Origin of the sequence: Priestia sp. BR_2 (genome assembly GCF_041954005.1) — a bacterium.
Lineage (GTDB): Bacteria > Bacillota > Bacilli > Paenibacillales > Paenibacillaceae > Paenibacillus_AQ > Paenibacillus_AQ lautus_A.
In genome coordinates this window covers 188,631-210,495 of record NZ_JAVFHM010000193.1, presented here as the reverse complement: position 1 = coordinate 210,495, position 21,865 = coordinate 188,631, and the positions used below count along the sequence as shown (strand labels likewise).

The window sequence follows — 21,865 nt, the reverse complement described above, 5'->3', positions numbered from 1 at the left end:
TGAAGATGAAGACATTCACGATTGAGACGATTCGCGGCGTCGGATACCGAGTGGGAACATGAGGATGCGCACCTCGTTAATGAGCAAATACCTGGCTCTGATGATGACCGCATTGCTGCTATGGCCGGTTATTCCAGCGATGTTTTATTTACCGGGTTACCTATTCAGCGAGCATTCGATGTATCGTCCGGAAGAGATCACTCGTAGGTGGCAAGAGGAGGCCATCAAGCTGAATGGTGCAGGAAGTGCCGCGATTCATGCCAAACTAGGCGCGTTGAGCAAGGAATATCCGGAGGCGGAGATGTTCTGGGTCGACTCGTCGGGTAGAACGAATGCGATCAAGGTCACCTCGAACGATATCCCGGCGCAATGGAGCTATGAGGATATGCTCTCGCTTCAAACCCTGGATAGCAGCCAGGAAGCGTTTACCTTGACGGCTCTCATCGGAAACGATCCAAAACAAGGCTTTATGGTGATGAGTCTTCCCGAATCTTATATTATATCTGCGGAAATGTCGTTTCCAGAAAACATGCCGTTAGCCATTATGTTCTTCACCGTCTGTCTATGCTTCTTGGTACTGTCATTTCTGTTCTTCGTGAATCTTCGAAAAAGATTGATTAAACTTCGATCAGCGATGAACTTAAGCGGGAAGACCGGCTTCCCGAATGAAGTCGTTATTAGCAAGGAAGACGAGATTGGAGAGCTGGAAGGCGCCTTTAACCGGATGGTCTGCGAGCTTAAAGAAAGTCAGCAGCGGGAGCGGGAGGAGGAGGAACTGCGTAAGCAATTCATTTCGAATATTTCCCACGATCTCCGGACTCCGTTAACTGTCATTCGGCAGCATGTTCATTCCGTTCGAAGTAATCCTGCTGCTTCCCAGGAACAGACGTCGCTTTCTATCATTGATCACAAGCTGGATGAAGTCGACAAGTTGATGGATAACCTGCTGTCATACTCACTGCTATCGGCGGGTAAGTATCCCATTAACATCCAATCGATCGATATCACTGAAGAAGTTCGTAACCGCGTGGCCGAATGGTATCCGATCTTCGAGGCAAAGGACTTTGATGTTGTTGTCGAGCTGCCTGATTGCCCGATCCTATGGAATGTAGACCCCATGTGGCTTCATCGGATCATTGACAATGTGTTCCAGAACGTGGTGCGTCATGCTGGAGTTGGCCGATACATCGGCATTCAAATCACGGATTATCCCAATCAGGCTATTATCGTACAAGACAAGGGTCCCGGCACTTGTAACGAGTCTCCTGAAAAAGGAGCTGGAATTGGATTGTCCATTGTATCCATGATGACCAGGGAGATGGGTTTGCAATGGGAGTTGAAGTCCGAAGCAAACGGAAGCTCGTTTTATCTGTGGAAGGATAGCGGCGGCAGCATTTAGATTACGATTGCATGCAGTTTCTTTTTTTGATCAATTACCTCGCGTAAGGCTACTTATGCAGAAATTTAACCCATTCTTAAACTTAAGGTCGCTTTACTTTTCGAATCAGAAGATAGAATGGGATATGCAAGCAGCGTTATTTAAGGAGGTAAGTAATCCAACATGAGGTATGATAACATGGCAATGTCGAAAGAGCTGCAAGCGCCGTTATGGATGAAAATGCGTCGTATATGCGGCTATGGAGCAGCCATATCGGTGTTGCCGTATCTGTTGATCAAAATCGTTTGGACTTTAGGTTTCTTCATTCCGACCGAACAAATGGGCGATGTTAGCTGGCGTGCGATCAACGCAGCTACCGTAGTGCTCGCAATGATCGGAATCCTGCTGGCGCTGGCGTTCAGCATGCCATGGGGCGAACGTCTTCCTGCTTGGCTGGTTGCCATCCCCATTTGGATGGGTACGGGTCTGCTGGTTCCTATGCTGCTCTTGGCACCGGTACTAGGACCGGCAGCCATGACTCGGGATAAGGAGGCAGGCGCGGCCGATGTTTGGGTTTATGAACAGTTGTTCGTCATGATATCGCTGGTCGGTGTCGGCATTTGTCTGCCTCTCGCCCTAGCAGGTTACGCCAGAACACGCTGGCCGGAGGCCTTCGGCACATTCATTGATTATCGTGATTTACCCGGGAACACTTTGAAGCTGCAGCAAACATTGGCCAAGTTTGTTGGAGTTGGCTGTATTCTACTCGGCACCATTAAGGTGTTTTGGGCTGCGGGAGGGACCTTCGGCATTGACCCGGCAAGAGTGGATGAACGCGATGTGTGGTGGCATCTGCTGACGTTTAGTACCGGAGCATGGTCTATCGTTGGAGCGTGGGGAGCTCGGGTTCTAACTTCGGATAACGGATCGCGAAGGTTTCTCCCCCCGATGGCAACGGTGTGGATTTCGTCGGGAATGTTATTCTCGTACAATCTCTTTTCCGCCATACGCACGGACTCCCAATTTTCGCCGGAGTACGCGTTGCTGCGGGTGTTGACCACGGAAGCGGGGATTATTTTGGGGATCATCATGGTAATGATCATTCTTCTTGTGCTGCACGATCGACGGCGAGTCTGGTAAATTACCCGTACCGCTGGTTTTTGTCAAACGACAAGAGGCATGAATACACTGAAAAGCCGCATGGTATGCGGCTTTTTTGTTTGAAGCATATAAAGTTCCTAAACTCCATTACGGCATGTTACGTTATTTTTTTCAGCTTTTTATAGGTTAAAGGTGTCATGTTCATTGTTTTTCTGAATTGATTGATGAAATAGCTGGTGCTGTTAAATCCTACCTGATAGGCAACGTCCGTGACGTTATTTTCGGGCTGCTGCAATAAAATCAGGCTTTTTTGAATACGGTATTCCATCACATAATTCAAAGGCGATTTCTTTAGAAGTCGTTTGAAGTATCGGCAGCATTCGGACCGACTCAATTGCCCCGCCTTTGCGATATCCTCTAATATGATTTTTTCAGCATAATGGTGATGAATCCAATTCAGCATTTGCTTCATTCTATGGTTCTTCAGCATATCTGCTTCTTTGTATTCGAATGGAAAACCGTTAACAACCAAATTTCTCCATATGTGAGTTAACTGTATCGTAAGGTCTAATTCATATAAAGCTGGACGTTGATGGATCAGTCGGTCCATTTCCAATATCGCATCCAGGATGTTTTTTGCCCAATGTTCCCTTGGGGGCAGGATGATATAAGATAAGTTCGTCGCTTCGATATAAGGATATACATACGTTCGAAAGAGCTCTTGTGAGAGAACAAAACTAGGCAAAACATTTAAACAAATATAGTGACAACCTGAGTCGTTATCATCTTCTGCCAGGTGCAGGGAGCCGCTATTAATAAAAATTCCGTCACCTTCGCGCAGCGTCACTTTTTCTTCTTGGATCTGAAAGATGGCTTGTCCCTTCATGATCCGAACAAATTGAAATTCTTCATGCCAGTGCAAGGGGATATATCCATTGATGTTTTGACGAATGGTTGTGCGATAACATGCCATTGGCAAGACTGTGGTTCGATGTTCGGTCAGCTCTTTAAAATTTTGGTCGACTTTGAAGTTTTTTGTTTGCATCCATATGACCTCAATCTCAATATACTTATATTTTTATGATCTGATTCTCGTATCTAATTATACATTTTCTCTTTATTATAGTCTGTAAACGATACTATTTTATAACTTTGATGGAGAGTTGACATATGGATAAAGGAAAGGGATTATTTTTCATCATGACAGGGGCAATATTTTGGGGAATCGGAGGGACGGTTGCAAAAAAGCTATTCCAGCAATACGGCATCGATATGGGTTGGTTCGTTACGATCCGACTACTTATCGCAGGATTACTGCTCCTATGCGTTCACATTTTAAAAAAAGGACCTGCCGACATTTTTGGGATCTGGAAGAATAAAAGGTTCTCGTTACAGCTCGTTATTTTTGGATTAGTTGGTATGCTCGGGGTTCAATATACGTATATGGCTTCAATAGAAAAGGGAAACGCTGCAGTAGCTACTTTATTGCAATATTTAGCTCCTGTAATGATTATTATATACTTGTTTGTCCGTAAGCAATCTGCCCCAACGAGAAAAGATATGTATACCGTTTCGCTCGCATTACTGGGTAGTTTTTTCTTGCTGACCAATGGTTCGCTGTCTCAATTATCCGTACCCTCAGACGCTGTGCTTTGGGGAATATTATCCGGGGCTGCCCTTGCGTTTTATACCTTGTATGCTGTTCGCTTTCTCGCGAAATACGACTCATTAGTCATTGTTGGCTGGGCGATGTTGATCGGGGGGGGTGCATTGAGTTTTATCCACCCGCCTTGGCAGATGAATATTAAAAGCTTACCGTTCGAAGCCTGCTTATATTTGATATTCGTCATTATTTTTGGAACGATGCTGGCCTTTTGGTTTTATATCGAAAGCTTAAACCACTTATCGCCCAAAGAGTCAAGTCTTTTGGGGAGCTTAGAACCGGTGGCAGCCGTATTCACAACCGTATTCTGGTTGAAGGATTCGTTCGGATGGCTCCAATGGATTGGGATGTCCTGCATCATGGCTATGGTTCTCTTCTTATCTTTGAATAGAGACGCTTCATCCAACAATACATGACATGCTAGAGGTAAAACCTCGGATCCGGAATCTTCATAGAGGGAGGATAATGGAATTAGATCGCGAATCATGAGTATACGCAACAAAGTTTATGATTACAGGAGGCTGTAACATGTTGAAGCTATTCGAGTATAACTGGCAAGTTCGCCAAGATTGGTTTGACTGGTGCGATACCGTGAGCGAGGAAGAGTTGCTGAAACAACGCACCGGTGGCATAGGAAGCATTCTCTTCACGCTGTATCATATCGTGACCGTTGAATATGCCTGGTTGTGCGGGGATTTGCAAGGGAAAGAGCTGGATATTCCTTCGTTCGAGGATTGTGCCAGCGTCCAAGGATTAAGAGATTATTCGGCCCAAGCCCATGCGGAAATTGCACCCTTCGTCTACGACTGGAATGATAGCTTGGAAGATCGCATCATGGTTGACACGAACCAGGACGGGGAACAGGAAAGATTTACATTCGGCGAAGTGATGCGTCACGTGATCGCCCATGAAATTCATCATATCGGTCAATTGTCTATCTGGTCGCGAGAAATCGGAAAGCAGCCGGTTACTGCAAACTTGATTCATAGAGGGTTATTCGATATTAAATGCTGATGCATTCTATTGAACGATAAACATGCCAGGGTCAGCATATGGACGAGTTCACAGCTATGCAATCGGCAAAGATGTCTGAACTGCTTATCCCCAACGAATGGCGTAAAGAGCAAAAATCCTTCAGTTCTAGTATGGAACCGAAGGATTTATCTTTTTCTTCTTACTCTATCTACTTGATATCGAGCCATATCCTATTGGGTTTAGCGGTTTTTTTGTCACATGCTTTTAGCTTACACAGTGGTTGTCAAAGCTTCTCTGTTCCGAGTACGAAATCGAATATTACTGTAAAAAATTCCGCCCAGAATGATGATCACGCCAATCCACTGAGACCAGCTTATGGTTTCTCCCAGGACTAAAGAGGACATGGCAATGACAACCGGCAATTCGGATGACGTAAGAATGGTCCCCAATCCCGAACCGACATGCGGCATTCCAATCGAATACAGAAGAGGGGGGAGGACGCCGCCGAATATGCCCAGTGCCAATCCGTAAGGAATGATCCCCACGAATACATCCAAGTCGAATAAAAACGTTGGCGGAAAAACGATAAATACGGTCAATACGCCTCCCGTGGAAAGTAGGGCGCTTTTTAAAATGGGAGGGGTTTCCTTTTCAACCGACCCACTCAAAAATACGAATGCGGAAAAGGACGATGCCGCAAGCATTCCCCAGAGGCATCCCTGCCATGATAACACTATGGGTTCTTGGAATAGGATATTGGCTGCCAACACGGAACCAGCCAAAAGCAAGGCGATGGAAATGAGTTTCGTCTTGGTTGGCTTTTTCTTGTGGAATAGCCACTCCAACAAGGCTCCGATCCAAACAAATTGGAACAAAATAACGATTGCTAGAGAGGCGCTTAAAGTTTGTAGGGCTTGATAATAAAATATGCCCGTTAACCCGAAGGGAATTCCAGAAAGGATAAGCTTTAAAGCTTGGATCCGAGTCAGTTTTTTCTTTTTGGTAAATAACACGGCAAGCCAACAGAGGACAACGCCGAAGAGATACTGTCCTCCGGTTACTGCGGACACGGTGAAACCTGCTGCATAGGCCAATTTAACGAAGGTGGACAAAACCCCATAACTGCAGCCTCCTAAAAAAACGATCAATGCATAGTGCCATAATTTCATCTAATCATTATCCTCCTTAGTTAAACGCAAAAAAGCCACACAAACGACCGTACGGCCTTTGCGTGGCGAAAATGGAGAGTTAATTCTCCAGAAAAGTCCACATCATCCCAAATAGGTTTTAGGTAAGATATTAAGTTTCATTTAACAGTATAAAAGCATACTTTGATCCATGTCAATTACTATGTATAAAAATATTAGGGCTGCGCAACAGCCCCAATATAGATGTCAATCAAGATGATTCCATAAGTTGAATGTCTACAAGTATGGACTTCAAATGCTCTCTGGCTGAAGGATTCAGTGGTTGTAACGGAAGAGGGAGGCTGGGACTTGAAATCAAGTTATCCATTTCTGCTGCTGCAGCTACAACTCGAAGACTACCAAATTGGCGAAATAACGTCCAAATCGGTTCGAGCTGTTTAGAAAGGCGATTGGCTTCGTCTGCAAAGCCCTCCAAAGCCAATCGAGTCATCCTCATGCATGTCTTAGGAAATAAGCCTCCCAGCACCGAGTACCAAGCTTCACAACCTGCATTCAAGCCGATGGCTGCAAACGGATCATTGCTTACTCCGATGGTTACGCTGGAAGGAATGAGCTCGCGAAGATGGCTTACTCGTGTCTTGGCTGCTTCAGGTTCAGACGGCACTCCAGGGATTTTGATTGAACGTACATTGGGGAGCTCAGCAATTCGGCCATGCAGTTCATCGCTAAAATGAAAACGCGTAGTCCCCGGATTATCATAAACGCAAAGCGGGATAGAGAGTGAGCATGTCACCTGTTTATATAAGGAGTATACTTCTTCATCCGTTAATGCTTGGTAAGAAACAGGAGCTAACAGCACCGCACTTGCTCCTGCTCTTTGTGCGTCTTCTGCCAAACGAAGCACATCAGCCGTGCGCATTGCACTTATGCTTGTCATCACGGGAATGCCCTCAGCGTAACCGACCGCAAGTTGCAAAACCCGGTAGCGTTCCTCTCGGCTCAGATAGGCATAGTTACCTGTCGAACCCAGTGCCCCGATGGAGTCTACGCCTGCTGCTGCCAATCGTTCAATTAGCTTAACAAATTCATTTTCATTAATTCCTGTTTCATTCATTGGGGTCAGTGGAAATGCGGATAATCCATGGAACATGAAGCTTCACTCCTCCAAAAGTTAACTTTCATAAAATAACACAAATTATAAGAATCAACCGGACTCACTTAAAGATCCAATTTCAAAACACTTATTTAGGCCAATTTATCAAAGTAATATTGGTGTATCAGTTTCAAATAAAAAAGTACCTTGATAGAAGTGGATATGCTGTCGGTAGACGGAACCGGAAAAATCGGAAAAGAGGGGGAGGAAAAAACTTTTTTTTGAAAAAAATTTATGTGAAAACCGGAATGGAATTACTAAATTCGGTCGATATGGACAACTCAACATCAAGATAAATAACGGACCGGAATCTCCCAGGGCCCAATAGGTCATAGCGATGCAAGAACAGATGCAGCTTGAAGATTCGATTTCTACCTATTAGGAGGCATGTCATTCCATAGAACGGAGATGGAAGGACAAGAATCGATAGAAGGAAGCCATCGCAAACCTTGGAGAATCAAAGATGATTTGATATCCAACATTTGAACAAATACCGGCGAAGTTACGGCCAACATTGTAATGCCCAAAAGTAGCCAGAATGTTTCTGTCTAGACAGAAACACGCGGAAGTTAGCTATTTACAGAATCAATAACGCTGGCTAAAATGAGCTTACTGATGCATCAGTTTGGCAATAAATCCTACTTAACCTATTTGAAATATAATTTTACTTAGGAGTTAAACTCTAAAAAATGGAAAAGGTGGTTTCTATGAGAAAACAACGATATTCCGGTTTGTTATGGTTAGGGCTATTGTCGCTATTTTTGATATTGTCTGCTTGCTCCTCGGGATCTGCTAACAAGGAGACGGCGGCATCGCCGCCGACAACTCCAGAAGCGAACGCATCCAGTGAGCCGGCTGAGCAAGGTACGGAGGCCCATTTGCTCGAAGAACCCTTTGCTGCAACCGATTTAAACAAGCTACCGGACAGAGCGAAGCAGCGCAATGATGCCATTATCGTCACTCTGGTGAATCCGAGCGGGGCATTCACACCATATTTCACCCAAGTGGGTTATGACGGTAATGTAAACTCTGTTCTGTACACTCCGCTTGTCCGCGTCGATACCGATGGTTTACCGGTTCCTGGTCTCGCGGAGAAATGGGAAATTTCCGAGGATAAGCTGACGTATACGTATCATCTTCGGGAAGGGCTGAAATACAGCGATGGTTCCCCCATGACAACCGAGGACGTGGAATTTACATGGACCTTGCTTCATGATCCGTCGTATGACGGTCTCAACAGCGTGGTAGAGGCGAAGATCAAGGGAGGTCAAGCCTACAAGGACGGCAAAGCGGATTCCATTGAAGGCATTCAAATTATCGACGAGCGAACGATTTCCGTGACGCTGGAAGAGACCAACGCAACGGCGTTGACGGTGCTCGGAGGACCGATATTGTCTAAAGCATACTACGGAAAGGATTATCAGTTCGGCAACCTGGACTATATTAAGAACCTGCACGCCAATCCGATCACGAACGGCCCTTACAAGCTGGAGAAGTTCATTCCGGGCCAAGAAGTGCGTTTTGTTGCCAATGAAAACTACGCGTTAGGCAAACCGGAGACCGAATACTTCATCTACAAGACGACGGAGGGCGACACTTGGCAGTTTATCGAAACCGGAGAAGTCGACTATGGCAGCTTCTCGGCTACGACGGATAACATCGAGAAACTGAAATCCCTTGGTTTCCTGAACCTGATTCCGTCCACGGCCAGCAACTACGGCTATAATCAATTCAATCTGGAGAGGGATCCATTGAAAGACAAGCGGGTTCGCCAAGCCTTGACTTACGGCCTGAATCGTCAGCTGATCTACGTGGATTCCAGGCAAGGGGCAGCGTCGATCGCCAACATCCCATCATCTCCGATTCTGTGGTCCTATACCGAGGAGGATATCAACCCGTATCCGTATGATCCGGAAAAAGCAAAACAACTGCTGGATGAAGCGGGCTGGACGGTCGGCGCAGACGGCATTCGGGAGAAGGAAGGGGTCAAACTTCGTATCAACTATCTGGGATCAAAGAGCCCGAATACCGATATTTTCATTGCCGTCGCCAAAGAGAACTATCAAGAACTCGGGGTTGATTTCGTGCCTGAGCAATTCCCGGACTTTAACACACTCGTATCCAAGGTCAACAGCGGTGATTATGACATGGCTTCGTTCTCGACGACGATTATCAGCGATCCTTCGCAAGGGGTGGAGCGGTTCATCAAAGGCGAAACGAAGGGCTACGACAATCCGCGCATCGAAGAGCTCTACGCCCAGGGTCTTGCCACGGGCGACGTCGAAGAACGCAAAGCGATTTACCACGAAATGTTCAAAATATTGAATGACGAATTACCGATCATGTTTACCAACTATACCAAATCGGTCATCGCGATCAACGGGCGCATCGACGGTTTCGAATTGAACCCGCTGGCGGGAATCGCATACAGCTTGCCGGGATGGAATCTGCAATAAGCCAGCTGGCAGCTGGAGGGAAGATTAGACTGCTCTATCAAAGAAGACATCTCCTGCCTGAACCCATCAGGCAAGGAGATGACTAATGAAGGAGAGAACATGAGAACCTATTTGCTCCGAAGATGCTTGTACATGCTCTTGATATTAATTGGCGCATCCCTGTTAATCTTCTTCCTGTACTCCCTAACGCCAGGCGATTATGTCGATAACAACTTGAGTTTGAGCGAGGAGCGCAAGGCGGAACTAAGGGAAATCCACGGGTTGAACAAACCTGTCATCGAACGATACGTTAATTGGATGGCCAACATTTTCACAGGCGATTTCGGCTATTCTCTGGCTCAGCAGCGCCCCGTCCTCGACCTGTTTCAGGATTACATATGGAACTCCTTTGTGCTGGCGGTGGTTTCCACGTTCTTCACCTGGTTCATCGCGGTTGTCGTGGGCGTTATAACGGCCTATAAGCAATATTCGCTGCTCGATACCCTGGTTATGATCGGCATCTTCGCCGCGATGTCGATTCCTTCGTTCTTCATCGGATTATTCCTGATCAAAGTATTCGCCGTCGATTTAAAGATTCTCCCGCCAGGGGGAATGATTACGACGGGAAGCCGGGCCGAGGGGTGGGACTACGTTGTCGAGGTGCTGCACCATATGCTGCTTCCGGCCGCCGTTATGATATTGCTCGGCGTCGGGTCGCTCACCCGTTATTTCCGCAGCAACATGCTGGAGGTGATCCGGCAGGATTATGTCCGCACCGCCCGTGCGAAAGGTTTGAAAGAGAGAACGGTGCTGTACCGCCATGCATTGAAAAATGCGATGCTGCCCGCGATTACGTTGATCGGTTTCGAATTGCCGGGCCTTTTCGGCGGCTCCATCATCATTGAGAAGATTTTCAATTGGCCGGGCATCGGCCAGTTGTACATGCAATCCTTCACGGTGCGGGATTATCCGCTCCTTATGGGCTTTACGATGTTTTTGGCTATCTTGACGGTCGTCGGGACGCTCATATCCGACATCCTCTACCACACTTCCGATCCCCGGGTCAGGCTTTAAAGAAAGGAGGGACTACCTTGTCGATCCCAACGACGGCAAGTCAAGCCGGAAAAGCCGCCCGAAGAATGGATGTTCCAGACTCCCTGTGGAAGCAATCCACTCGGCAACTTAGGAAAAATAAGCTGGCCGTAGCCGGCTTCGCCTTTATCGTGTTGATGTTTGTCGCATGCTTTATCGGTCCGTTGTTCTCGCCGTATGCGGATGGCAAAATCAATCCTGCCATGATGCACAAGCCCCCAAGCGGCAAGCATTGGCTCGGAACGGACCTGCTCGGCCGCGACGTGCTGACCCGACTCTTGCAAGCAGGCCGAATATCGCTCACGGTCGGTCTTGCGTCCATGGCGCTGTCTATGACGATCGGGACGGTTCTCGGCGTCATCTCTGGTTATTATCGTGGAGTAGTCGATCAGTTGATCATGCGAACCGCCGATTTGCTCTTCACGATTCCGGGTCTTCCAATTCTCTTTATCATGGGTGCGCTGATGTCGGATTGGAAGGTTCCGACCGACTATCGGCTGTATCTGGTCATGCTCATGCTCAGCATCATCGGATGGCCCGGCGTAGCTCGGCTCGTCCGCAGCCAAATGCTGACTCTGCGGGAACGAGAGTATATGCTGGCTGCCGACGTGCTTGGTCTCAGCGATAAACGGAAGCTGTTTCGCCATTTGCTGCCTAATGTCTTCCCGCTTCTGATTGTCATCGCCACGCTTAGCATCGGTGGAGCTATACTGTCGGAATCGGTCCTTAGCTTCTTCGGGCTGGGGGTCATGCCTCCAACGCCAACTTGGGGAAATATGATCGATGCGGCCAACAACGTCATCGATTTTGAGAAACGGCCCTGGCTGTGGATTCCACCAGGCTTGGCCATTTTTTTGACGGTCATTGCCATTAACATTTTCGGCGACGGTTTGCGTGACGTACTCGACCCTAAACAGAATACAAGCAGGTGAACGGATGATGAATTCATTAATCGAGATCAATCACTTAAGCACTTATTTCGAATCCGGAGCCGGAACGGTCAAAGCGGTGGATGATATCAGCTTCCGTATCCGCGAAGGCGAAACGGTATGCGTCGTGGGCGAATCCGGCTGCGGCAAGAGTATTACGGCCATGTCGATCATGGGACTGGTCGAAGGGCCGCACGGGAAGGTGGTGAACGGCAGGATCCAATTTGGGGACAAAGATCTTCTGAAGATCAGCAAAGAAGAGATGCGCCGAATCCGGGGCAACGACATCTCGATCATATTCCAGGAACCGATGTCCTCCCTGAACCCGGTCATTACCATCGGCAAGCAAATCATGGAGCCGCTCATGCTACATCGGCGAATGAACAAAAAACAAGCTTATGCCCGAGCGCTCGAATTGATCGAGCTGGTCGGCATTTCCCGAGGGGAACAAATCGCGGCTTCCTATCCCCATCAATTGTCGGGAGGCATGCTGCAGCGGATTATGATTGCAATCGCGATCTCGTGCGGCCCCAAGCTGTTAATCGCCGACGAACCGACGACCGCACTGGACGTTACCATCCAGGCGCAGGTGCTGGAAACGCTTAGGGAAAGCAAGGAGCAATCCAATATGTCAATGCTGCTGATCACGCATGATCTTGGCGTAGTGGCCGAGATGGCGGATTATGTCATCGTCATGTACGCGGGGAGAATCGTCGAGGAAGGAGACGTCGAGGAGATCTTCGACCATCCGAAACACCCGTACACGAAGGGATTGTTGAAATCGAAGCCGATCATCGGCCAGCGCTCGGAGCAGTTATACTCCATCCCTGGTCAGGTTCCCAATCCGCTTGAATTGACGGAATCCTGCTATTTTCATGATCGCTGTGAGAGCTGCATGCCCGTCTGCCGAACCCGGCAGCCGTCATTAAGAGAAGTGGAGCCCGGTCACAGGACGGCCTGTTGGTTGTACGAAGAGGAGGCGCGGCATGAGTGAAGCATTGCTGGAAGTACGACATTTAAAAAAATATTTTCCCATCACCGCAGGGCTGCTTAACCGTACCGTCGGTCATGTCAAAGCGGTTGATGACATCAGCTTGAGTATACGGGCCGGAGAAACATTCGGCCTGGTCGGCGAATCCGGCAGCGGCAAAAGCACGGTCGGGCGCACGATTCTTCGGCTTCATGAGAAAACCAGCGGGGACATCCTTTATAAAGGAATCCCGTTTCACGAGCTTCCCAAATCGGAGATGCGCAAACTTAGACCTAAAATGCAGCTTATCTTTCAGGACCCCTACAGCTCGCTGAATCCGCGAATCCGCATCGGACACGCCATCGGCGAAGCGCTGCTTGAGCACGGTTTGGCCGAAAAAGATGAGGTTCGCAATCAGGTATTGGATGTGCTGGAGGCTTGCGGCTTATCTGCCTATCACTACAATCGGTTTCCGCACGAGTTTTCGGGCGGCCAGCGGCAGCGGATCGGCATTGCCCGCGCTCTGGTGCTGAATCCCGATTTTATTATCGCCGATGAGCCGGTGTCTGCGCTTGATGTATCCATCCAGGCACAGATCATCAATTTGTTTCAAAGGCTTCAGCATAACCGCGGATTAACCTATTTGTTCATTTCGCATGATCTAAGCGTCGTGGAGCATTTGTGCAATCGCATCGGGGTGATGTATCTTGGTTCCATGATGGAAATGGCTTCGCGTGACGAACTGTTCAGCCGTCCGCTGCATCCTTATACGCAAGCATTGCTGTCGGCGATCCCTGTTCTGGTTCCGAGGCTGAGGCGGGAGAGAATCGTGCTTAAAGGGGATATTCCAAGTCCGGCCCATCCGCCTTCCGGCTGCAAGTTCCATACACGCTGCCCATATGCCTTGGCGCAGTGCAGGGAGGTCGTGCCCGAGCTCCGAAACGTGGGGGACGATCATTACGTGGCTTGTCATCTCGTTTGAAGCGGCACGCCATTTTAAGATCATTTTATAACACATTGAGGATATGCCTTGGGCTGTGTCGTCCGATGCCAAATGTTGTACAATATGAACGAGACAGTTGCTGAATTAACGGCATTCAGTCCGTCATAACAGGTCAAAGAAGGAGTGCAACTTGTTGTCCTATCAATTGGAATTATCGTTCAGTCCCGTCAACGAACTGATCAACAGCCTCCATACGTATCTTTGCAAAAGCTGGCACAAACGGATTGATCTTGGTCCTGACTGGACTCAGAATGTACATGCATCCTTGTCTTCAGAATTCGCCGATCAATTGGAACAGACCGGAATCGATTTGGAATGGAAGCTGCTTCATCTTCTGGCCTATGTGTCCCCGAACAAGAATAGCGTCGAAGATTTTCTATCCTGGCTGCATAAACTCACGTTGGGCGAACTTTATGCCGTGCTGTCGCCGTATGTCCAGACGTTTCCCGAAGATTTCGGCGCGGTACGAGACCGGCAGCATCGGATGCTGTCTGAATGGAATGAAGTCTATTTTAAACATATCGACCCGGGGATCGTCACGGCTTTGCGTGCCGAAGCGGAAGAGAAGACGGGATGGGGTGGACTTGAAGCTTACGAGAAGGCGGCAGCCTTGACGAACGGGTTTTGTTTCGAGCCGGTGAACGGGCTGGAGAAGCTGGTTCTGATTCCGCATTACCATTTTCAGCCCGGCAATATCTTTTACTCGTACGGAAGCCTGACCCTCTGCCATTATGCCTCCAGGATCGAGCCGCATTCCGAGGAAGAAGATGAGCCGTCGCTTCATTTATACCGGCTTCTCCGCAGCCTGAGTGAAAAGAGTCGTTTGCGAATCCTGCACTTTTTGCGCAGCGAACCGCGCACTTTTATCGAAGTGGTTCGACACCTCGGCATATCCAAAGGCATAACGCATGACCATATTTTCAATTTGCGCTGCGCGGGGCTGCTCAATGTTCATGTCGTCGGGGAGACGGTATCGACCTATAGTTTAAGAGTGGAGCGAATTCAACAAATCGAACAGGGGCTTTTCGATTATTTGGGAATGAACCCTAGCCGATTATCCATTCCCGTTAATGAAATGGTATAACCGAGCAACGAGTGTTGACCGAATCGTCGGAGACACAGCTTTAAGCAGAGATAAACTGCTTAGCTGTGTCTTTTTTCGTTAAAATCATCAATATTTTAAAGGAGCGAGATACGATGACTACATTAAATGAATATTTAGCGCAAAAGAAAGCGGCGGCGGAGGCCCTGCGTTCTCAAGCGGAGCAAGACCCCAAGCCGAATACTTATTCGGCCAAGGTACAAGCGAAAGGCCGCAGCGGCGTTCGTGAAATACGCATACGCGACTTCCAAATCATCAGCGACAGTCCCGAGAATTATGCCGGATATAGCCTCGGTCCTTCATCACCCGAAATTCAGCTTGGCGTACTAGGCAGCTGCCTGACTCATATTACGTTGATTCAGGCAGCGGAACGAGGCGTATCGCTGGAATCCCTTGAAGTCGAAGTCACGGGTCAATTGCACCCGCTTGCCGGCAAACCGGGATACGAGGATATTCCTATCTATCCGCATAATATCGAATATAACATTTACATCGTATCCGAAGAATCCGCTGAAACCATCGCCGATCTTCATAAAGCGGTTGAACGCGTATGTCCGATTTACAACCTGTTGAAATATCCGCAATCGATCTCCGGTGGAGTGGTGCATCGATCGCCTGCCGGACAGCCAGAGGGTTCTTCCCTCTAGAAATGAATGAAATTCCGCCTAACCGGCAGCGTATATGAAACTACCTGGAACCAGGTGCTAACACTGATGCCTTGGACGTTGCTCTGCGGCGGGATCATCTGGTTGAATGCCCGCCATTTGAACATTCACACGCTTGGGGAAGGGATCGCAACCGGCATCGGCGCGGCTGTGCAGCGACAACGCCTATGGCTGCTTCTCATTGCCGTGGGACTTGCCGGATCATCGGTCGCTCTGGTCGGAGCCGTGGGGTTTATCGGCCTGATTGGACCGCAAATAGCTAAAAGGATAAGCCGTCACGATACGATTCGTGGCGGCTTATTCGTGCGAATATCAAAGTTCAACTCACAGTATAATTCTATGATATGGTATTCTACTTACGAATCAAATCCGGACAAGAAACCGTTCGAGTCGGTTAAGGAGGATCGTATGAACATTACCGGTATACAATCTGACTGGAAAGTGGAAAAGATCGAATTCGCCAAGTTAACGGGTGAACGAGCCAGAAGTGCGGGGGCCAATGGCAGAATCGGCGTTCATGGCAAAGGCTGCACAGTGGATATCGCCAGAATTACGATCGATGGACAAACAGGTTACGGCAGCTCGATTCATATGACACCGGAATGGGCCGAAGACATAATAGGCCGCCGTTTGCTTGATTTATTCGATCACCAGGGCAGACTGCGGGAAGCGTATCGATTGCAATTGGAATACCCTGTGCTCGATTGGTTAGGACAGAGACAAGGCAAACCAGTGTATGACTTAGTGTCCGGTGCCCACCTGGAAAAGGGAGCCCCATTGGTTGTCCCCTGCTATGATACCTCTCTATACTTCGACGATTTGCATTTGGTCGATGAGAGGGCAGCGGTCGCGCTGATGCAGGAAGAAGCGATGCAAGGTTATGCGAAAGGCCAACGTCATTTTAAAATTAAGGTTGGCCGAGGCGGACGCCATATGCCGCTCTGGGAAGGGACGAAACGAGATATTGCAATCGTGCGCGGGATCTCGGAAGTGGCAGGTCCCGCAGGCAAGATCATGATCGATGCGAATAATGCCTATAATTTGAACTTAACCAAAGAGGTCTTGGCGGCTTTATCGGATGTGAATCTGTATTGGCTGGAAGAAGCGTTTCATGAGGATGAAGCCTTGTACGAGGACCTGAAGGAATGGCTCGGGCAACGTGGGCAGAATGTGCTTATCGCGGATGGGGAAGGGCTTGCCTCCCCTCATCTTATTGAGTGGGCGACTCGCGGCCGTGTTGATGTACTGCAGTACGATATCATTTGGCCTGGTTTCACGCATTGGATGGAATTAGGCGAGAAGTTGGATGCCCATGGTTTGCGGTCTGCACCTCATTGTTACGGCAATGCTTATGGCATTTACGCGTCGGGACATTTGTCTGCCGCGGTGCGAAACTTCGAATTTGTGGAATATGACGACATCACGATTGAAGGAATGGATGTATCAGGCTATCGTATCGAAAACGGAGAGATTCATGTTCCGGCCTCGCCGGGTTTCGGCATCGTCTTCGACGATGAACTTGTAACTTACCTTATAAACCGATCCGGCTGGTCCTGAGATCAGTCGAGTAATGGCAGCGTGCAACTGAGCAAGCGAAATGGATTCATAGCCGTGTTCCCAGAACAGAGAAAGTGGAGGGACTTTCTTATCTCATATGAAAATTAGCCGGAGGAACGTTAGTATATAGGAACTATCGCCATGCCTTTAGCAGAACTAGTTCAATAGAAGACAAAAAGGCAGCCGTTCATAAAATCGGCTGCCTTTGTTCTACCAACGGCCAGGATTGTTGAACATATAATATCCGTGTCAGAGGAAATGCAATTGACAAACCAACTACTACGTGTTACTTTATAGGAGTAGTAAGTAACACTTCATACCAGTGCTACAGAATAGCCAGCGGTAATTGTGCTGGAAAACCTAACGGAATTGCTCAAAGGGATGCTTGAAGGTGTGTCCTTGGAATTATATGCCGCATTGAAACCTACGGCTACGAAATCACGCAGCGACTGAACTTCCGTGTTGTGGAGGGAAGGGTGTACGTGGAGCGCGGAGCTGAAAAGGTTCTGGGAAACATGGGAGTTCGTATCATCAACAATAGACGAGTTAAAGGAGAATTAATCATGAATTTTTGGGAAAAAATCACCGGCAGCGACATGACTAAAGAATTTAAAACTTTTGAATCACGAGCCAAGAAGCTGCCGGCTGATTATCGAGCTGCATGGAATGAAATTAATGCCAATCTTTGGCCTCACTCCGATTTCACCGGTCGCAACCTCATGCCAATTCTTGACGGCGTGCTTGGCTTGCTCGAAGAATCGGCGGCGGAAGGTCAGAATGTCCAAGAGGTTTTGGGTAACGATATCAAAGGTTTCTGTTCAGCGCTGGCCGGCGAAGAAGGAGCAAAGTCTTTTCGTGACAAGTGGCGCGAGCAGCTCAACAATAATATCGCTAAAAAATTAGGTAAATAGGAGGATAACATGAGAATACAAGATATCATCGAAGGCAAAAAAGAGTGGCGAGCGCATGTGGCGCGTGTCAAAGCACTCCCGAAAGATTATCAGATTGTTTATAAAGAGATTCAAAAATATCTCTTTAAGGTCGGCCCTGTTGAACTAACCGACGGGACGGGTTTGCTCTCGGGGATTATCGATCTTTTTGAAGAGGGCGCGGCCGTGGGAAAAGGCGTACTCGAAGTAACGGGCAGTGACGTAGCGGCTTTCTGCGACGATCTTATCAAAGATTCAAAAACTTACGCTGATATCTATCAAGAATCATTTGACCAAAGCAAGGCCATAAAAAAGATTACGGATAAAACAAAGTAAAAGTGGGATATCGGGATGGAAACAGTAATTGAAGTTTCATGCACAAATAGCCATCCCGGGATGCGGAACTATAAACAGTTTTGGCGAAGAGTAAATCAGAGGACAGGAATATGATGACTTTGAAATTCGAACGATAGTCGGCTTTATTTGTTAGACGTATATAAGGGAGCTGGCCAATGCTAGTTCCTTTCGCTTTTTATCCCTTCTTGATTCCCGTCGTCATACTGGCAAAAAGATCGTCCATATGATTTTCGGCAGTTATTTCCTTACTCATACGAGTTAAGTGGTGTAGCATATAAACCGTTTTAAATGGAACTTATAACTTGTGCCCTGCGTCATATTATGTAGAACAAAAGGAAGGAATGGGAGGTTATACGTTGTCGCTAACGCTGCCCGCACTTCATGTCATGGGGGATATCACTGTTAACAAGGGATCCGTTCTGGGGGTGCGAACGATTGATGATTTCGAATTGGTATTCTTTCCGACGGGCTCCCGTACCGTTTACGAAAACGACCGGGGCGAATTTCTGCTGGATCGGCCCGGCATTGTATTCACCTGTCCCGGAGAGCCGCATAGGTACCGGTTTGATCCGCTCGTTCCCACCAGGCACTTATATGTCCACTTCGAATATGCAGCATTCCGGGAAACCTTCTGCAGACAAGACGATAGCCGAGGGGAATGCCAGGACTGGTCGGTGATTGCCGGGGGAAGTCTTGTTCCCTCCCTGTTGAAACAAATGCTCAAAATTGTGCATGTAAAACCCTGCGGCTGGCAGAGAAGAGGAGCCATTTTGCTACTGAGCGTACTGGAGGAATGGCAGGCGATCGATGAAGACGATTCACTCTCTTCCATGAACCTGCCTGCCCCGATTATCAAGGCATTGGATTATATGGAACAACATCTTCATCACCAAATTACCATTGAAGAGATTGCGGGCAGTTCCGGCTGGACTCATGAGCACTTTACCCGAATGTTTGTCCGCTGGATTGGGATCCCTCCCCAGAAGGCTTTGCTGGAACGCCGTCTACGTAGAGCGGAACAGCTATTAATCCAAGCGGAGCGAACGATCAAACAAATCGCTTACGATGTCGGGTTTGCCGATGAGCACTATTTCTCACGCATGTTCAAACGGACACGCGGTGTCACTGCCGTGGAATTCCGCGATCGTTTTGCGGATCCGTTATTTCGTCAGTTGGCCATGACCGAAGAAGAGGAGTCCGCTTATCCCTTGAACCGGCATTTTGTCGCTCTGAATCAGGAACGGACATGATAACGGATATCAAATCAGTCCACCGTTTTCCGTGTCCTCTCCATTGAGAACGCTTTCGGAATCCTTCACACTTAAGGTAATCAATTCTTGTGGAGGGATCAGCATGGGGCAGACTTATGTACCTAAGGTCAAACTAAGAGAAGGCCGTTATTATGTAACGGTAGAGCAATACAAGCACTATCACAGAGATGGTTTCCTTATTGTTGAAGGACTGTTGGATCCGAAAGAAATAGAGCATTATGCAGCGTGGGCAGAGAGACTGCGGATTGAACATGAGGGGAAACGTGAAGAGGCATCTACGGAAGATAAGGACCCTCTCAAATCGGAGTTTGCCGAGAAAACGAGGGTTCATATGATCTCCCGCGTCCATCCTGAAGGGGAGCAGCTGATGCTTCATCCCCGGATTTTGGATGTGCTTGAGGCGCTTATCGGGCCTGATGTCTATGCTCTGCAATCGATGATGTTCTTTAACCCGCCGGGAAAAGGGGGGCAAGGTTGGCATCAGGATGCATATTACATCAAGACCCATCCCGACACACTAATCGGAGCCTGGATTGCCCTGGAGGATGCCGATGAAGAGAATGGGTGTTTGTGGGTCGTTCCCGGTTCCAATCACGAACCGATTTACCCACCGCCAGGAGATAACGGCGGCAGTGTTCATGCTAAAGAAGCATTCACCGATCTCCATTCCGTGGAGAATGTCAGTCACCTCGACGATGAGGTCAACACGTTATCCAAAGTGGTGTCCAATTATCCGGCCCCCATTCCAGTGCGAATGAAGCCTGGAGATGTGCTGTTCTTTGATTCCCATTTGTTCCACCGTTCATATCGGAACCGAACGAAGGACCGTTATCGCCGCTCCTATGTGTGCCATTATTGTAACGCTCGGTCGTTCGTTCCGTGGGACCATGACGGTTATGAAGGCGAAAGCGGGAATTACCGCCAGATATTGGCCCGCGGCCGGACGCATCTTGCTTATGCGGAACCGATATTTGATACCCCGGTAGATATTACGCAGCACGATGAGATACCCGAATCATCCAGCGTGACGTTGATGGGCATGGATGACGGCATGATGCTGCCTGTCGTACAAGTGAAAAAAGAACAGGATTAGAGGTAAAAATAGCATAAGAGGAAAAGTCCCTCAGTTCAATGCTTGAACTGAGGGACTCATTATTTTGCAAACAGAAACGGACTAGCGTTCGACCATAAGCTAGTCCGTTTCTGTCTGCATCGAGTCACAAATCGCGTTGATTATTTGCCTCGAAAACACTGTACAATACGCGCAGGTTGATTCCTTTTCTGAAGTAATGAGGAGAGAAAATAGAATTATTGCCTACCATCAGCCCTTCCTCTGTATTCACTCGGAGTTAGTCCTACGTATTTTTTGAATTGCCGCATAAAATGTACATCGTTCTCATAACCGCATATTCCAGAAATATGGCTGATCGCATACGAAGTGTTCTTCAGTAAATAAGAGGCATATCCTAGTCTGTTAAGGATGATATCGTTAATTACCGATATGCCAAAGATTTGTTTGTACATATGCTGGAAATACGACCGACTCATATTCATCTTGTCCGCCAAGAACTCGACCGTATACCAAGTAGAAGGAGAATTGAAAACTTCATTTCTCAGCTTCAGGAACTGATCGTAGTATTTACTAATCTGATGGTGTGGCTCCAAATGATTTCGAATATCGCTAAGCTTCATGAACAGGCAGCGAATGGTATTATCGATGATCTCATTTCGGAAGGTTCCGTTCTGCAGATTCTCCCAATGAATATCATTCACTTTTCTGGAAATATAGAAGGGGTCGTATGCTTTGAATAAGGTATCTAAAGGGAGATTCAGGCGATCAAAAAAAGCCTCTGCGTCCTCCATATCAAAGTGAAACCAGTCATGGACCAGAGGTTGTTCAGCATGCTGGTAGAAATACGGGCTGTCTTTGTTAAAAATAATAAAGGTATTAGGTTCAACAAATACAGCCTGCGAATGAATCTTAAGCTCCATTTTGCTCCGGAAGAATAAAAAGACGTAATCCCCGGAGCCGTCCGGGCGGTCAACAGTGAAGCCTTCCGGATGAATCACGTTATATCCACATCGGTTTAGATGTATCAATGATTTCCACTCCTAGAAAGGATAATAGATCAGTCAA

At 47.8% G+C, this 21,865-nt stretch carries 20 protein-coding genes and 1 pseudogene; 17 read left to right on the top strand and 4 right to left on the bottom strand.

Going from position 1 to position 21,865, the window contains the following annotated elements; all coding sequences use genetic code 11:
- Positions 1-79: 79 nt before the first annotated feature.
- Positions 80-1,399 carry a sensor histidine kinase gene (locus tag RB298_RS14280; RefSeq protein WP_486047414.1) on the top strand — a complete coding sequence of 440 codons (1,320 nt, stop codon included), beginning with the start codon at positions 80-82 and terminating at the stop codon, positions 1,397-1,399.
- A 177-nt stretch (positions 1,400-1,576) separates the two neighbouring features.
- Complete coding sequence (locus RB298_RS14275) at positions 1,577-2,518, top strand: hypothetical protein (RefSeq protein ID WP_192571723.1); 942 nt, start codon at positions 1,577-1,579, stop codon at positions 2,516-2,518.
- A 118-nt stretch (positions 2,519-2,636) separates the two neighbouring features.
- Here the strand turns inward: RB298_RS14275 and RB298_RS14270 are convergent, their stop codons facing one another.
- Positions 2,637-3,524 carry a helix-turn-helix transcriptional regulator gene (locus RB298_RS14270; RefSeq protein WP_486047413.1) on the bottom strand — a complete coding sequence of 296 codons (888 nt, stop codon included), beginning with the start codon at positions 3,522-3,524 and terminating at the stop codon, positions 2,637-2,639.
- A gap of 125 nt (positions 3,525-3,649) precedes the next feature.
- Between RB298_RS14270 and RB298_RS14265 the strand changes: the two genes are divergently transcribed.
- Together RB298_RS14265 and RB298_RS14260 are read left to right on the top strand one after the other, a co-directional pair.
- Positions 3,650-4,558 carry a DMT family transporter gene (locus tag RB298_RS14265; RefSeq protein ID WP_486047412.1) on the top strand — a complete coding sequence of 303 codons (909 nt, stop codon included), beginning with the start codon at positions 3,650-3,652 and terminating at the stop codon, positions 4,556-4,558.
- Positions 4,559-4,670: 112 nt separating this feature from the next.
- Complete coding sequence (locus tag RB298_RS14260; protein WP_486047411.1) at positions 4,671-5,156, top strand: DinB family protein; 486 nt, start codon at positions 4,671-4,673, stop codon at positions 5,154-5,156.
- Between the two features lie 230 nt (positions 5,157-5,386).
- Here the strand turns inward: RB298_RS14260 and RB298_RS14255 are convergent, their stop codons facing one another.
- On the bottom strand, positions 5,387-6,286 hold the full coding sequence (locus RB298_RS14255) for an EamA family transporter (protein WP_486047410.1): 900 nt from the start codon (positions 6,284-6,286) through the stop codon (positions 5,387-5,389).
- 229 nt (positions 6,287-6,515) lie between these two features.
- Positions 6,516-7,415 (bottom strand): dihydrodipicolinate synthase family protein, encoded by a 900-nt coding sequence (locus RB298_RS14250; protein WP_486047409.1) that lies wholly within the window; start codon positions 7,413-7,415, stop codon positions 6,516-6,518.
- Between the two features lie 710 nt (positions 7,416-8,125).
- Between RB298_RS14250 and RB298_RS14245 the strand changes: the two genes are divergently transcribed.
- The 13 genes and pseudogenes from RB298_RS14245 (at position 8,126) to RB298_RS14185 (ending at position 20,821) form a co-directional block, all read left to right on the top strand.
- Positions 8,126-9,874, top strand: a complete 1,749-nt coding sequence (locus RB298_RS14245) for an ABC transporter substrate-binding protein (protein WP_486047408.1) — start codon at positions 8,126-8,128, stop codon at positions 9,872-9,874.
- A gap of 99 nt (positions 9,875-9,973) precedes the next feature.
- Complete coding sequence (locus RB298_RS14240) at positions 9,974-10,927, top strand: ABC transporter permease (protein ID WP_015735600.1); 954 nt, start codon at positions 9,974-9,976, stop codon at positions 10,925-10,927.
- Between the two features lie 65 nt (positions 10,928-10,992).
- The gene (gene opp4C / locus RB298_RS14235) at positions 10,993-11,877 is read left to right on the top strand and encodes an oligopeptide ABC transporter permease (RefSeq protein WP_228468988.1); all 885 of its coding nucleotides are present in this window, start codon (positions 10,993-10,995) and stop codon (positions 11,875-11,877) included.
- Positions 11,878-11,884: 7 nt separating this feature from the next.
- Positions 11,885-12,868, top strand: a complete 984-nt coding sequence (locus tag RB298_RS14230) for an ABC transporter ATP-binding protein (RefSeq protein WP_486047438.1) — start codon at positions 11,885-11,887, stop codon at positions 12,866-12,868.
- Positions 12,861-13,826: an ABC transporter ATP-binding protein gene (locus RB298_RS14225; protein ID WP_486047407.1), complete on the top strand. Its 966-nt coding sequence runs from the start codon at positions 12,861-12,863 to the stop codon at positions 13,824-13,826. Before RB298_RS14230 ends, RB298_RS14225 begins: the two co-directional genes overlap by 8 nt.
- 154 nt (positions 13,827-13,980) lie before the next feature.
- Positions 13,981-14,931, top strand: a complete 951-nt coding sequence (locus tag RB298_RS14220; RefSeq protein ID WP_486047406.1) for an ArsR/SmtB family transcription factor — start codon at positions 13,981-13,983, stop codon at positions 14,929-14,931.
- 113 nt (positions 14,932-15,044) lie between these two features.
- Positions 15,045-15,596 (top strand): OsmC family protein, encoded by a 552-nt coding sequence (locus RB298_RS14215; protein ID WP_096773914.1) that lies wholly within the window; start codon positions 15,045-15,047, stop codon positions 15,594-15,596.
- A 6-nt stretch (positions 15,597-15,602) separates the two neighbouring features.
- Complete coding sequence (locus RB298_RS14210; protein WP_486047405.1) at positions 15,603-17,171, top strand: iron chelate uptake ABC transporter family permease subunit; 1,569 nt, start codon at positions 15,603-15,605, stop codon at positions 17,169-17,171.
- A 348-nt stretch (positions 17,172-17,519) separates the two neighbouring features.
- Positions 17,520-17,732: pseudogene (locus RB298_RS14205) on the top strand (hypothetical protein).
- Positions 17,733-17,734: 2 nt separating this feature from the next.
- Complete coding sequence (locus RB298_RS14200) at positions 17,735-18,082, top strand: DUF1048 domain-containing protein (RefSeq protein WP_096773913.1); 348 nt, start codon at positions 17,735-17,737, stop codon at positions 18,080-18,082.
- A gap of 9 nt (positions 18,083-18,091) precedes the next feature.
- Positions 18,092-18,436 carry a DUF1048 domain-containing protein gene (locus RB298_RS14195; RefSeq protein WP_015735592.1) on the top strand — a complete coding sequence of 115 codons (345 nt, stop codon included), beginning with the start codon at positions 18,092-18,094 and terminating at the stop codon, positions 18,434-18,436.
- A gap of 377 nt (positions 18,437-18,813) precedes the next feature.
- Positions 18,814-19,707, top strand: coding sequence for a helix-turn-helix domain-containing protein (locus RB298_RS14190; RefSeq protein ID WP_486047404.1), 894 nt, complete (start codon positions 18,814-18,816; stop codon positions 19,705-19,707).
- 103 nt (positions 19,708-19,810) lie between these two features.
- Entirely contained in the window at positions 19,811-20,821 is a 1,011-nt protein-coding gene (locus tag RB298_RS14185; RefSeq protein ID WP_486047403.1) for a phytanoyl-CoA dioxygenase family protein, read from the top strand.
- Between the two features lie 215 nt (positions 20,822-21,036).
- Here RB298_RS14185 and RB298_RS14180 read toward each other — a convergent pair whose 3' ends face one another.
- On the bottom strand, positions 21,037-21,828 hold the full coding sequence (locus RB298_RS14180) for a helix-turn-helix domain-containing protein (protein WP_486047402.1): 792 nt from the start codon (positions 21,826-21,828) through the stop codon (positions 21,037-21,039).
- Positions 21,829-21,865: the final 37 nt, after the last annotated feature.